Consider the following 12,593-nt stretch of genomic DNA (forward strand, 5'->3'; position numbering starts at 1 on the left):
ATCAAGCCGGAAACCAAAACAGATCGCTCCAGCTTTCGGCCGACGCTCAGTTGGTCAGGCCGATCTCGCGCATCTTGACGTAGACGATCTCGTCGGGCTCGCCGGTCTGCGGCAGGCCGAACAGCGACTGGAATTCCTTGATCGCCGCCTTGGTTCGCGCGCCGACGACGCCGTCGAGCTGCATGTCGTCATTGCCGAAGGCCTTCAGCCCGGCCTGGATCTTGACGATGCGGGCATCGGGCGCCGGCGCGGCGGCATCGGCCGGCGCGGAGACCGGGATGGGCGCAGGCGCGACGGCGGGAGCGGCGACGCTGTCCACCGGCCTCGGCACCGGATGCGGGATGGCCGCCGTCGTCTGCCTGGCGCCGAGCTGGTCGAGCAGCACGGCGTCGATTTCGCCGGTCGCCGGCAGCCCGACCTTCTGCTGATAGGCCTGGATGGCCTTGCGCGTGTTGGGGCCGGAGATGCCGTCGACGGTGCCGGAATAGAAATCGAGATCCTTCAATATGCCCTGGACCTGCTCGACGGTGGGGTCGGTCTTGACCGGCGGCCGCACGATGTTGATCGTCGTCTCGGGCTCGTCAGCCGCGCGCGGAAAGTCCTCGATGCTTCGGGTGGCGAAGAAGGCGCCGGCGTGCGGGAACGGCTGGTACCAGAGCGCGTTGGCCGACACGTAGAACAGCGTCACCAGGAAAGCGGTCGAGCCGCCGACCAGCACCGGATTGCGCGAGATCATGCCGCCGAGCGCGAGCGCGCCCTCCTCGAAGGCGCTGCTTTGGCGCTTGACCGCCCTAGGCTGTCTTGCGGAGCGAGCCATTCCTGTCCCCTTTCGCATGCCCCTTGGTCTTCACCGCTGGTATCGCCAGCACGCCGCTATCCTTGTCCCGCGAATGGCCCTTCGGCCCGTTCACCGGCAGGCTGATCGTCACCGTGGTGCCCTCGCCCGGCATGCTTTCGATCGACATGGTGCCGTCGTGCAGCGCCACCAGGCCCTTGACCAGCGACAGGCCGAGCCCGGTTCCCTCGAAGCGGCGCGTGTAGTCATTCTGGATCTGCATGAACGGCTTGCCGAGATTGGCGAAATCCTCCTCGGCGATGCCGATGCCGGTATCGCTGACCCAGAAATGCAGCCGCGAGCCGACGCGCTTGGCGCCGACCACGACATTGCCGCCATCCGGCGTGAACTTGATGGCGTTGGAAACGAGGTTGATCAGGATCTGCTGCACGGCGCGGCGGTCGGCATTGATCTCGCCCGCATCCGGCGCGATCTGCGCGGCAAGGCCGATGTTCTTGGTCTCGGCCTGCAGCCGCATCATCGACCGGCACATATCGACCGCCTCGACGAAGCGGAACGGCTCCGGCTCGGTCGAATAGGCGCCGGCCTCAATGCGGGAGACGTCGAGGATCGAGCTGACGACGCCCAGAAGATGCTGGCCTGAGTCCCTGACCAGGCTGACATATTCCTTCTGGCGCGGATCCTTGAAGGGACCGAACATCTCATGCAGCAGCATGTCGGAGAAGCCGATGATGGCGTTGAGCGGCGTGCGAAGCTCGTGGCTGACCACGGCAAGGAAGCGCCCCTTCGCCACCTCGGCCTCGGCTGCGGTCTCGTTGGCAGCGGCGAGCTCTTCGCGCAGCGCCGCGACATCGTCGTTCTCGCTGAGCAGCAGCGTGAACGCGTCCTGCTGTTCGCCCCGCATCAGCTGAAGGCGAAACGGCTGGAAATTGTCGGCGGCTGCCGAGCCATCACGCGGCAGCCGGATGCGCAGATCGATCCGGCGCATGGCAGCGCCGTCGCGCATGTCGGCGAGCGCCGAGAGATAGCCGACGCGGTCGGCGAGGTGGATGCGCTCGAACAGGCCGGTGCCGAACAGGAGTTCCGGCTGCAGCCGCAGGATGGTGCGCGCCTTGGCCGAGGCGTCCAGCACCTCGCCATGCCGGCCGAGGCGCAGAACCACGGCATCGATGATATCCTCCAGCCGGTCGCCGGCAAGCGACGCCGGCTGGGTGCCAGCCGGGCTGCTCAGCGAATTCAGGCGCGGGATCAGCGTCGACGCCCAGGCCAGCGGCAGGAGCCAGTGCCAGGCAGCGATCTCGGCCGGGGCGAGCGGTGGCAGCGAGCCGGCGAAAGGTTGCAGCAGGACGGCGCCGAGCGCGGACAGCGCGCCCCAATAGACTGCGCGTCGCGAGCCGCCGATCCACCAGGTTTCGAATGGCAGCGCAAGCGCAAGCAGCGCGACGGGCGAAGCCAGCCCGCCCGCGGCGAAGATCGCGGTGCCGAGGGCAAGACCGCCGAGCACGAGCGCCGCCTGGCCGGCAAGCGCCATCCGACCCGATGCCGCCACCAGCAGCGCGGCGAACCAGCAGAAACCGAAGGCGGCGAAGATCGCGGCAATCGTGACGGCGGCGCCGAGGCTCGATGTGACCAGCGTTACCGCGGCGCCGGCGGCGAGGAAGGGGGCCGCCAGCATGACACCGATGAAGCGGCGCTGGCGCAGGCGCTCGCCCGCGGCGGTAATGGTCGGATGGACCATACGGTCGCAGCCGGCAGCCATCGCGCCAGGCAATTCAACGTATCTGGCCGTAATCGAACTCAACGCACTCGCACCCGATCGTGAACTGCCCTGCTTTTCGCAGATCGCTGTTGTTGTCCTGAAACTCTCATTCAGCGTTTAAGGAATGGATAAGGCGGACCCGGTCAACGCCCGGCCCGCGGCAAATATTGGGACGCCGTCACGGCGAAACCCGGCGATCTCGCGCCATGGTAAACGGAGGGTTATGCAAAACCGGTGGAGGCAAGCTGCGCAAAACCGAGCGTCAATCGCCCTCGCGTTTCAAAATACACTTTAATAACAACAAGATACATGGTTATCGTAAAGTTAATGCAAGCGATGAGATTTAAGTGAAATCGGTTGCAAAACCAATCCTTTCGAATTTGCCTAAAATTTGAGGAAAATTCTCTGTTTGCTTACAAGCCGGTCTTTGCGCGTGTGTGCCACTATGCAGCCCATAAAAGAGGTCATGCCGAAGGATGCGTGATCCGGTCACGGACGAGAGGGCATTGAGATGGGCTTTCTTATTAGAATGGTTTTCTGGTTTTCGCTGGTGCTGCTGGCCCTGCCGCTGAATGTCGGCAGCGACGAGGCCGGCCACGACAGCGTCGGGCCGATCCAGGCGCTGTTTGCGGCGCGCGAGGCGGTCGGCGACATTGCCGGCATCTGCGAGCGCAAGCCCGATGTCTGCGAGACCGGCAAATCCGCCATGCACACGATTGGCGTCCGCGCCAGGGAGACCGCGAAGATCGCCGCCGCCATGATGGACGACACCGGCGACAAGCCGGCGAACGGGCTCGACACGTCCGTCGCCACCGGCAGCGTCGACATCGTCCTGCCGGCGACCGTCAACATCCCGGCGAAGGCGCCGACGAAGAATTGAGTTTTCAGCCGCTGATTGGCGACACCGCAGGCTCGTCCGACCTCTCGACGCCTGCGGTGTTTTCTTCTTTTTCCGTGACGCGAGGACGCCGGATGACTATATCCGGCACAATGACAACGACGATCCAAACGATCCGCGACGACTTTTCCCTGCTCGACGAGTGGGAGGACCGCTATCGCTATGTGATCGAACTGGGCGAAGCGCTGCCGCCGTTTCCGGAAGCCGAGCGCACCCCCGCCAACAAGGTGCCGGGCTGCGTCAGCCAGGTGTGGCTCACCACCGAGCACGGACCGGGCGCCGATCCGGTCATCGCCTTCAGGGGCGATTCGGACGCTCATATCGTGCGCGGCCTGGTCGCCATCATGCTGGCGCTGTATTCCGGGCGGCCGGCGAGCGAGATCCAGAAGACCGACGCGGAAGCGACTCTGAAGACGCTCGGCCTCGACGAGCACCTGTCGCCGCAGCGCGCTAACGGCCTGCGCTCGATGGTCAAGCGCATCAAGCGCGACGCCGAAGCGGCGCTGACGCAGGCCGCCTGACCTGACAAATCGGATTTTTGGGAACGATTGGCGCGGCGACCGGCCGGCGCGCCGGCGAGTGCTCAAAGCAAGACGGCGCCCGAAGGCGCCGTCCGGCATCGAAGTGACGAATTGCCTTCAGCGGCCCTTGCGCTTGCGGCCGAGGCCCATCTTCTTGGCAAGCTGCGAACGGGCGGCGGCGTAATTGGGAGCCACCATCGGGTAGCTTGCGTCGAGACCCCACTTCTCACGATATTCATCGGGCGTCAGATTGTAGTGGGTCATCAGGTGGCGCTTCAGCGACTTGAACTTCTTGCCGTCCTCAAGACAGACGATGTAGTCGTCATGGACGGAGCGCTTCGGATTGACTGCAGGCTTCTGCTTGTCGGCGGGCGGCGCTTCGGTGGCACCGCCCACGCGGCCAAGGGCTGCGTGGACATCGGCGATCAGGTTCGGCAGTTCGCCGACGGGTACGGGATTGTTGCTGACATAAGCTGCGACCACATCGGCGGTCAGCTCGATCAGCGCGTCGCTGTTTCGGGAAGGTGTTTCGGCGATATCCATTGTGTTCAGGCCCCAACGAGAGTTGTTTCTAACTGCGCCCATTTTTTGGCTGGGCTTCGCGCGAATTTCATGCAGGAAAGAGCCTCCGCGATTCGCGTCGCATGATCTTAATGATCCCAATAGTCAAGTAAGTCAATTCGCCTAACGTGCTATATTCAGCGATATTAATCAAATATTCCCCGTTCAGCTTCAACCTTTCGTGCATCGCGTAACTTAGCGAGATTTTCCTGGTCAGACCAGCACCACCTGACGCGGCGTCACGTCGCAATTACATCGGCAAAAGCAGCTAAAATAAGCGAAATGCTTCGCCTATGCTTGATCCGCGACAGGTCGCAAGGTTTCCGCATCCTAATGAAATCACGGGTTGCAAGGCATTACTGCTACGCGCGGCCGGAGATAAGCGGAGGATGTCGGGCCGCTCAATACGGCGCGATGTACTTGCCATAGACCCAGCCGGTGACAAAATGGCCGTCCCGTGCCGGGTCGTTCCAGATCTCGCACCAGCGATAGCGCACCGCCTGGCGCTGCTTCCAGTGCGGCTGGCTCGCGATGTCGAGCAGGTTTATCCCGCCGGTGCAGCGGCCGGTCATCTGCAGCACGGCACCGTTGGGATAGGCGGCCTGCTTCTGCGAACTGCCCGATGGATATTTGCGCGCGTTGAGCGTGTCGCCGTAGGGCACGCCCGACACTTGCCAAGCGGCGAAGGCGGTTGCATGAGACTGGCCGGCGGAGGCCAGAACAGTCGAAGCGACGGCAAGAGCCGCGGCGGTGCGAATACAGGAATTCATCATCTTCCCTCTCTCCGGCCTATCGTGGAGCCGTCGCAACAATGCCGGCCGGCTCTTGAACCGACACTGATCGGCGTGTTCATTTGCCATTCAAGCAATTTCCGCAGCGAGACCTAATGACCAGATCTTCCGCCTTTCCGACCGCCACCCCGCCGCAGACCGAGAAACGGTCCATCTTCGACACGCATCACGGCTTCACCCGCACAGACGACTACGCCTGGCTGCGGGCCGACAACTGGCAGGCAATGTTCAGGGATCCTTCCCTGCTCGACAGCCGGATCCGCGCGCATCTCGAAGCCGAGAATGCCTATCAGGCGGTGCTGATGGCCGACACCGCGGAACTGCGCAAGCGGCTCTTCGCCGAGATGAAGGGGCGCATCAAGGAGGACGATTCCACCGTGCCGATGAAAGACGGCCCCTATGCCTATGGCTCGTCCTACAGGCTGGGCGGCGAGCAGCCGCGCTATTTCCGCACGCCGCGCGATGGCGGCACGGACGAGATCCTGCTCGACGGCGATGCGGAAGCCGAAGGCAAGCCCTATTTCCGCCTCGGCGGCGTCGACCATTCGGCCGACCACAAGAAGCTCTTGTGGGCATTCGACGACAAGGGGTCCGAGTTCTTCACGCTCCGCGTGCGCGACCTCGGCAAGGGCCACGAACTGGCGGACAGGATCCCCGATACCGGTGGCGGCGGCGTCTGGAATGCCGGCGATGACGGGTTCTTCTATACCCGCCTCGACGACAATCATCGTCCCTCCAAGGTGCTGTTCCACGCGCTTGGCGACAGTGCCGAAAACGATCGGCTGATCTATGAGGAAACCGATCCGGGCTTTTTCATGGATGTCGGCGGGACGCGTTCCAACGAGTGGATCATGATCGGCATCAACGATCACGAGACCTCGGAATACCGGCTGATGCGCGCCGACGACCCGCTTGCCGAGCCGAAGCTGGTCGCCGTGCGCGAAACCGGCCTGCAATACGACCTCGAGGAAGGCGGCAACATCTTCTTCATCCTCACCAACGCCGACGGCGCCAAGGATTTCAAGATCATGACGGCACCGGTCGAAAATCCGGTGCGCGCAAACTGGCGCGAGCTGGTTCCGCACGAGCCCGGACGGCTGATCCTCTCGGTCCTGGGCTTCAGCAACTACCTGGTCCGCCTGGAGCGCAAGGAGGGCCTGCCGCGCATCGTCGTGCGCGATCGCGAAAGCAGCGAGGAGCACTTCATCTCCTTTGACGAGGAAGCGTTCTCGCTCGGCCTGTCTGGTTCTTACGAGTACGATACCGAGATCATGCGCTTCACCTATTCGTCGATGACGACGCCGGCGCAGGTCTTCGACTACAACATGCGCACACGCGAGCGCGTGCTGTTGAAGACCCAGGAAGTCCCTTCGGGTCACGATCCCGACCACTATGTGACGCGCCGGCTGATGGCGCCCGCCAGCGACGGCGAACTGGTGCCGATCTCGCTCATCCACCACCGCGACACGCCACTCGACGGCTCGGCACCTTGCCTGCTCTACGGCTACGGCTCCTACGGCATCACCGTGCCGGCGTCCTTCAACACCAATTGCCTGTCGCTGGTCGACCGTGGCTTCGTCTATGCCATCGCCCATGTCCGCGGCGGCAAGGACAAGGGCTACGGCTGGTACGATGACGGCAAGCGGGCGCAAAAGATGAACACATTCACCGACTTCATCGCCTGCGCGCGCCATCTGGTGACCGAGCGCTACACGGCGCATGACCGCATCGTCGCGCAAGGCGGGTCGGCCGGTGGCATGCTGATGGGGGCGATCGCCAACATGGCGCCGGAGTGTTTTGGCGGCATCGTCGCCGAAGTGCCGTTCGTCGACGTGCTGACCACGATGCTCGACGCGACCTTGCCGCTGACGCCGCCGGAATGGCCCGAGTGGGGCAATCCGATCGCCTCGGCCGACGACTACAGCACGATCGCGGCCTACTCACCCTACGACAATGTGGCGGCGCTCGACTATCCGCCGATCCTGGCGCAGGCCGGGCTCACCGATCCGCGCGTCACTTACTGGGAGCCGGCCAAATGGGTGGCGAGGCTGCGCGAGCGCAAGAGCGGCGACAACCCGGTGCTGTTCAAGATCAACATGGAGTCCGGCCATGCCGGCGCCTCTGGCCGTTTCTCCAGGCTGGAGGAGATCGCCTACACCTATGCCTTCGCGTTGAAGGTGGCGGGCAAGGCCGATTCAGTCTCGGCGGCGGCGAGCGGGTGAGAAGGCCATTGCGTCGCGAGCCACGGCGTGGCTTTGATTGGGCGAAGTCGCGGAGGACCCTGGAATGATCGACCTGGCCACATTGGCGACCTATGTCGCGGTCGTGCTCGGCTTTGTGTTCATTCCCGGCCCCGCCACGCTGCTGACCGTCGCGCGGGCGACGAGTTCGGGAACGAAAGTGGGCATCGCCACCGGCGCCGGGATCGCGGCCGGCGATATATTCCACACCGTCATGGCGATGGTCGGCATCTCGGCGATCATCGCCACATCGGCGATGCTGTTCAGCATCGTCAAATATATCGGCGCGGCCTATCTCGTTTATCTTGGCATACGTGCGATCATCGAGAAGACATCGACCGATCCAGCCGCCGGTGCGCTTGCGATCCGGGCGGGCAAGGCTTTCCGCCAGGCGGTGCTCACCGAGATGCTCAACCCCAAGACCGCGCTGTTCTTCCTTGCCTTCCTGCCGCAATTCGTGCGGCCGGAAAACGGATCGGTGATGCTTCAGCTGGCGGCACTGGGAATCCTCTTCGTCCTGCTAGGCCTGTTCAGCACGGTCGTCTTCGCGGTGAGCGCGGGTGGGCTGGGTGCCTTCCTGCGCCGGAATCCCGCGGTGCTGAAATGGCAAGGCAAGGTCGTCGGCGCGATCTACTGCGCGCTCGGTGTGCGCCTGGCGTTGCAGCAGCGCTGAGCGGTGCGCACCTGCTGCTCAGAGCAGCGCAAAACGGCCGTCCAACGGCCAATTGCGGGACCTGCCGGCATCGCTCCCAAACTGATGCGTCCGGTCATAAATTTTTGATTTGCGCATGACGTTTTCAGAGGCTTCATTTCGCGCTCATGCGCGGCGATTTTGTGCTCGCAATTGCCGCTGTCGCGCGCTACCCAATGCCCGGCTTTTTTCGAGCCGCGCCTGCCAGTCACCGTCTTGCAAGGGTCCGCCATGCTGCTCGTCGACGTCTATCTCGACAAATCGCCCATCCAGGGCATCGGCGTCTTCGCCAAGAACCACATCCCCCAGGGCACGCTGATCTGGAAGCTCGACCCCAGATTCGACCGGGTGATCGAGGTCGACACCTATGAGAACGAGACCGGCCCGGTGAAATCCTATCTCGACCGCTATTCCTATCCCGACCGCCGCGATCCGGCCTACATCGTCTTCGAGGCCGATGACGCCCGCTACATGAACCATGACGACGACCCGAATTGCGACGTCTCCTCGCCGGAGGAAACCTACACGCTCCGAGATATTGCGCCTGGCGAAGAGCTGACCTGCAACTACAATCACTTCTTCGAAAGCGGCTTCGATTTCCTCGGCGACCGCCACCCGTAGCCCGAGCGGCTCAAGCACGACCGCGGACTAGGCGTCTCACGCAGAGAGCAATTCCGGCTGGCGTCCTACCGCCAATCTGCCGCGCAGGTTTCGAACGGCGGCCAAGGCTTTGCCGGCGATGATGCCTAGGGTGACGCCGCCAGCCATCGCAAGCAATTGGAAGCCCGGAGCCGGCAACCGGCCCGCGACGGGCGCCATCAAAAGCTCCGGGACGAAGCGGTGAAACAAATAGATCGGGAAAGCCGCGACGGCGACCTGCATAACCACCCGCCCCACCCCGGCTGGCAGGCGAAGACGCGGCAGATAGAGAAGCGCCGAAAGCGCCGCGAAAATCATCAAATACTTAACCGTCGTGCCCAGCCAGACCGACTCCCAAAAGGCCAGATACCCCAGCACAATGGCGGCAGACGCGGTCACGACGACTTTCCTGACGTGCGTGTCGGCCAACCCGGCGCACCAGCCGAAGACAGCAAGGTGGAAGACCCAGTAGATCGCGAATATCTGGCGGTTGCCTAGCTCGACGAACAACGGGACCGAAAAGCGCGCGGCAGCGGCAAACACCAAAAGGCCCAGCGAGAAGGCGAAGGGTCGAGCTCTGGCCAGCCGGCGTAGAATGGGAATGGCGAAGATGAGAGCGAAGACCAGGAGCGTCTGCGCGTAGGCCTCGATGAACCAGTAGAGATAAGGGATCATCTCGTGACGTTCCGGTTCGGCATAGCCGAAGTTGCCGGTAAGGGTCATCGAGGCCCAAGGCGCCGCCTGCCAGGCGACGGCGTAAGCGGCGACAATGAAGAAATACGGGATCAGCACGTCGATCGCAGGTTTCAGCGCGTGCCGAAGGCGCCCGGCGAGCAAATGGGCCGACTGGAAACGCGCAAGACTGTAGCCGACAAGCAGCATCATGACCCCGGAACCGCCGGGGATAGGCCACAGCGTCTCGTGATGCACGACCACCAGAAGGATCGCGATGACCCTCAACACCAGATCGACCGGCAGTTCGGTTGCCTGCGTGCGTGCGAGAGGCCGCGCCGCCGCATGACGATGTGTCAGTTCCGCGACGCTTAGCCGTTCCCAGCCGTCCGGCAGCTCCAAGCCGAGCCGTTCTAGTTCCAGAGCCAGTTGCAGGAAGCGAAGGGAATCGCCGCCGAGGGAGACAAAGCTGTCGTTGCGACCGACGCGGAGCGGGTAGAACACGCGAGCATAGGCATCGGGCACGCCGCCCCTTTCGGAACGGGCCCCCGCCCGTCCTTCCAACATCTCGCGCTGAAGGCAGCCATAGTCGATCTTGCCGGATGCAAGCCTTGGAAAGTCGCAGCGCGTCGCAACCCGAACCAGATTGGCGGGCAAGCGGCTGACTTCGGCCAGGATACGGTGTGCCTTCCCCGCCGAGCCGGCGCCGACCACATAGGCATGCAACCCTCGATCGTCGCCGAGCACCGCGGCGGCAATACCTTGCCGCTCCAGCGCCTGCTCCATGACATCGAAGCCGATCCTGAGGCCGGCAATCTTGGCAAAGCGGCTCTTGCGCCCGACGATGCGGAAGAAACCGTGCTCGTCCTGCACGGCAATGTCGCCGGTGTGCAGGGTCTCGACCTCGGCACCCCGCAGCAGATCGCAACGCTTCGCGCCGTAACCCATCATTACGTTAGGACCGCGATAGACGAGTTCTCCGGGAATGTCCGCTCGCCTGATCGGCTTTCCTTCGGCGTCGACGATGCCAAGGCTGCCGCCCGGGATAGCGACGCCGATCCGCTCCTCCCTGTCGGAAAGGCTCTCAGGCGGCACGAAAGCGATGCGCGCCGTCGCCTCGGTCTGGCCGTACATGACGAAGAAGCCGCCGCTCCGGGCGCGCATGTGATCCCTGTAGAGGCGGATAAGGTCGGGGCGGAGCTGTCCGCCCGCCACCGTCATCATCCGCAGTGTGCTGAACTCGACCTCGCGAAAACGCGCTCTTTCCAAGAGCTCGTAGGAATACGGTACGCCCGACAGATTCGTGCAGCCGCCGTCTACGATTGTCGTGAGGAAATCGCCGTCCATAATGGGGGCGCGGGGAAAGAGGACGCTGGCGCCCGCGATCAGATGCGAGTTGAGGACCGACAGCCCGTAGGAATAATGCAGCGGCAGCACGAGAGCGGCCCGGTCGTCCGAAGAGAGTTCGAGATAGGCCGCAATCGAGCGCGCATTGGCTTCGAGATTGCCATAGGACAGCCTGACGGCCTTGGCTGCGCCCGAACTGCCGGACGTCATCAGCAGCAGTGCGAGATCGGGGTGCAGCGGCTCGGCGTCCCGTGCACACCGAGCCTCCTTGACCAGACGCCATCGGCCGTCGAGTGGCCGATAGGTGAAGTCGGGCTGGAAGGCCGCCAGGAAATCATCCCAAAGTCGGTTGTCGCATGGCGGCAGCATGGCCACCGCATGGCCCGCCCGCAAGGCTCCAAGATAGGCGACGATCGCATGCTCGGAGGCTTCCGCCGCGATGGCCACCAACTGCTTTTCTGCTTGCCCCAGCCTCGCTGAGAAGCGCTGCGCAAGGCTGTCCAGCTCCGCGTAGCAGAGCGTTCGTCCATCAGCGAGGAGAAGCGCCGTGCGCTGCCCGCCAAGGCTAACTCCGGACACAAGATCGATCGAGGGCATGGCAACTTCGGTTAGCCGGAAAACTGGCCGAAGCGCCTATAATACATGAGTATTGAAGTCAACTAATATGCATCGCGAGACCAATTGCGTGGATGGTGCCACGCACGGGCGACATGCAGGCGGTCAACTCGCCGGCTTTTTGCGCGCCGGATAGCCGTTGGGATGCGGCGGCACGGCCTTGAGATAGGCGGCGATCGCGGCACGGTCGTCGGCAGTCAGTTCGGCCATGTTCTTCTGCACGTCGACCATGGCGCCGCCGACGGAATCGAAATCCGGCGTAAAGCCGGTCTCGAGATAGTTGGCGATATCGCCCTCCGACCACTCGCCGATGCCGCCCTCGCCCGCCGTGATGTTGGGCACGATGCCCGAGCCTTCGGCGGCCGTGGCGCCGGCCAGCCATTCGCTCTTCCTGGTGCCGCCGGCAAGGTCGCGCGGCGTGTGGCATTCGCCGCAATGGCCGGGGCCTTCGACGAGATAGCGACCGGCCGCGACCTTGTCCGGCGCGCCGTCGGCCACGGCGATCACCTGCTCGGGGTTGAGATAAAGCCGCTTCCACAGCCCGATGCCGCGGCGGATGTTGAAGGGGAAGGCAAGCTTGTGATCAGGCGCCTTGCCGGCGACTGCCGGCAGCGTCTTCATGAACGCGTAAAGGTCGGCGACATCGGACGGCTTCATGCGCGCGTAGGAGGCGTAGGGAAAGGCCGGGTAGAAATGCTCGCCCGCCGGCGAGACGCCCCTCAGCATGGCGTTGGCGAAGTCTTCCTCGCTCCAGGCGCCGATCCCGTCCTTGGCATCCTGCGAGATGTTGGGCGGCACGAAGGTGCCGAAAGGCGTCTTCAGTTCGAGGCCGCCCGCAAGTTCAAGGCGGACTTCGCCCCTCGCGCCGGGCCTGGCGTGGCAGGAGGTGCAGCCGCCGGCATAGAAGATGCGCTTGCCCTTGGCGGCATCGCCGGGGCCAAGCTGCGCGACGGTCGCGGCATCGAGCCTGACCGGCGCCGACAACACCCATCCGGCAACCGCGCCGACGCCGCCCAGAACGAGGGCGGCGCCGACGAGTTTCCTCAGCCAGGGCATTGACCGC

11 protein-coding genes are annotated in these 12,593 nt (G+C 63.9%); 5 read left to right on the forward strand and 6 right to left on the reverse strand.

The genetic code is table 11. The annotated features are described in order from the left end of the window. Nucleotides 1–46: 46 nt before the first annotated feature. Together PU724_RS06275 and PU724_RS06280 are read right to left on the reverse strand one after the other, a co-directional pair. Nucleotides 47–817 (reverse strand): peptidoglycan-binding domain-containing protein, encoded by a 771-nt coding sequence (locus tag PU724_RS06275; protein WP_127391045.1) that lies wholly within the window; start codon nucleotides 815–817, stop codon nucleotides 47–49. Then, entirely contained in the window at nucleotides 792–2,534 is a 1,743-nt protein-coding gene (locus PU724_RS06280; RefSeq protein WP_354420851.1) for a sensor histidine kinase, read from the reverse strand. Before PU724_RS06280 ends, PU724_RS06275 begins: the two co-directional genes overlap by 26 nt. 532 nt (nucleotides 2,535–3,066) lie before the next feature. On the opposite strand from PU724_RS06280, the gene PU724_RS06285 reads away from it, so the two are divergent. Further along, on the forward strand, nucleotides 3,067–3,435 hold the full coding sequence (locus PU724_RS06285; protein ID WP_127283103.1) for a DUF5330 domain-containing protein: 369 nt from the start codon (nucleotides 3,067–3,069) through the stop codon (nucleotides 3,433–3,435). Between the two features lie 110 nt (nucleotides 3,436–3,545). Beyond that, nucleotides 3,546–3,974, forward strand: a complete 429-nt coding sequence (locus tag PU724_RS06290) for a SufE family protein (RefSeq protein WP_127283112.1) — start codon at nucleotides 3,546–3,548, stop codon at nucleotides 3,972–3,974. Between the two features lie 117 nt (nucleotides 3,975–4,091). On the opposite strand, the gene PU724_RS06295 is transcribed toward PU724_RS06290, so the two are convergent. Continuing rightward, nucleotides 4,092–4,517 carry a Ros/MucR family transcriptional regulator gene (locus PU724_RS06295; RefSeq protein WP_127283102.1) on the reverse strand — a complete coding sequence of 142 codons (426 nt, stop codon included), beginning with the start codon at nucleotides 4,515–4,517 and terminating at the stop codon, nucleotides 4,092–4,094. 419 nt (nucleotides 4,518–4,936) lie between these two features. Next, entirely contained in the window at nucleotides 4,937–5,308 is a 372-nt protein-coding gene (locus PU724_RS06300) for an SH3 domain-containing protein (RefSeq protein ID WP_426213057.1), read from the reverse strand. A 113-nt stretch (nucleotides 5,309–5,421) separates the two neighbouring features. Between PU724_RS06300 and PU724_RS06305 the strand changes: the two genes are divergently transcribed. The 3 genes from PU724_RS06305 to PU724_RS06315 all read left to right on the forward strand — a co-directional run bounded on the left by PU724_RS06305 (nucleotide 5,422) and on the right by PU724_RS06315 (nucleotide 8,878). Further along, nucleotides 5,422–7,548 (forward strand): S9 family peptidase, encoded by a 2,127-nt coding sequence (locus PU724_RS06305; RefSeq protein WP_354420854.1) that lies wholly within the window; start codon nucleotides 5,422–5,424, stop codon nucleotides 7,546–7,548. 64 nt (nucleotides 7,549–7,612) lie between these two features. Continuing rightward, nucleotides 7,613–8,239, forward strand: coding sequence for a LysE family translocator (locus tag PU724_RS06310; RefSeq protein ID WP_354420855.1), 627 nt, complete (start codon nucleotides 7,613–7,615; stop codon nucleotides 8,237–8,239). A gap of 249 nt (nucleotides 8,240–8,488) precedes the next feature. Continuing rightward, nucleotides 8,489–8,878 carry an SET domain-containing protein gene (locus PU724_RS06315; protein ID WP_127283099.1) on the forward strand — a complete coding sequence of 130 codons (390 nt, stop codon included), beginning with the start codon at nucleotides 8,489–8,491 and terminating at the stop codon, nucleotides 8,876–8,878. Between the two features lie 36 nt (nucleotides 8,879–8,914). Here PU724_RS06315 and PU724_RS06320 read toward each other — a convergent pair whose 3' ends face one another. Together PU724_RS06320 and PU724_RS06325 are read right to left on the reverse strand one after the other, a co-directional pair. Further along, a complete protein-coding gene (locus PU724_RS06320) occupies nucleotides 8,915–11,512 on the reverse strand; it encodes an AMP-binding protein (protein ID WP_354420857.1) in 2,598 nt (865 codons plus the stop codon). 123 nt (nucleotides 11,513–11,635) lie between these two features. Continuing rightward, nucleotides 11,636–12,586: a cytochrome c gene (locus PU724_RS06325; RefSeq protein ID WP_292100156.1), complete on the reverse strand. Its 951-nt coding sequence runs from the start codon at nucleotides 12,584–12,586 to the stop codon at nucleotides 11,636–11,638. Nucleotides 12,587–12,593 lie beyond the last annotated feature (7 nt).

The sequence above is a fragment of the Mesorhizobium abyssinicae genome (assembly GCF_049887195.1).
In the GTDB taxonomy this organism is placed as follows: domain Bacteria; phylum Pseudomonadota; class Alphaproteobacteria; order Rhizobiales; family Rhizobiaceae; genus Mesorhizobium; species Mesorhizobium abyssinicae.

Coding starts and splice junctions, on each gene's coding strand:
- PU724_RS06325 (WP_292100156.1), bottom strand. CDS start 12,586: ATGCCCTGGCTGAGGAAACTCGTCGGCGCCGCCCTCGTTCTGGGCGGC.
- PU724_RS06280 (WP_354420851.1), bottom strand. CDS start 2,534: ATGGTCCATCCGACCATTACCGCCGCGGGCGAGCGCCTGCGCCAGCGC.
- PU724_RS06305 (WP_354420854.1), top strand. CDS start 5,422: ATGACCAGATCTTCCGCCTTTCCGACCGCCACCCCGCCGCAGACCGAG.
- PU724_RS06275 (WP_127391045.1), bottom strand. CDS start 817: ATGGCTCGCTCCGCAAGACAGCCTAGGGCGGTCAAGCGCCAAAGCAGC.
- PU724_RS06285 (WP_127283103.1), top strand. CDS start 3,067: ATGGGCTTTCTTATTAGAATGGTTTTCTGGTTTTCGCTGGTGCTGCTG.
- PU724_RS06310 (WP_354420855.1), top strand. CDS start 7,613: ATGATCGACCTGGCCACATTGGCGACCTATGTCGCGGTCGTGCTCGGC.
- PU724_RS06315 (WP_127283099.1), top strand. CDS start 8,489: ATGCTGCTCGTCGACGTCTATCTCGACAAATCGCCCATCCAGGGCATC.
- PU724_RS06295 (WP_127283102.1), bottom strand. CDS start 4,517: ATGGATATCGCCGAAACACCTTCCCGAAACAGCGACGCGCTGATCGAG.
- PU724_RS06300 (WP_426213057.1), bottom strand. CDS start 5,308: ATGATGAATTCCTGTATTCGCACCGCCGCGGCTCTTGCCGTCGCTTCG.
- PU724_RS06320 (WP_354420857.1), bottom strand. CDS start 11,512: ATGCCCTCGATCGATCTTGTGTCCGGAGTTAGCCTTGGCGGGCAGCGC.
- PU724_RS06290 (WP_127283112.1), top strand. CDS start 3,546: ATGACAACGACGATCCAAACGATCCGCGACGACTTTTCCCTGCTCGAC.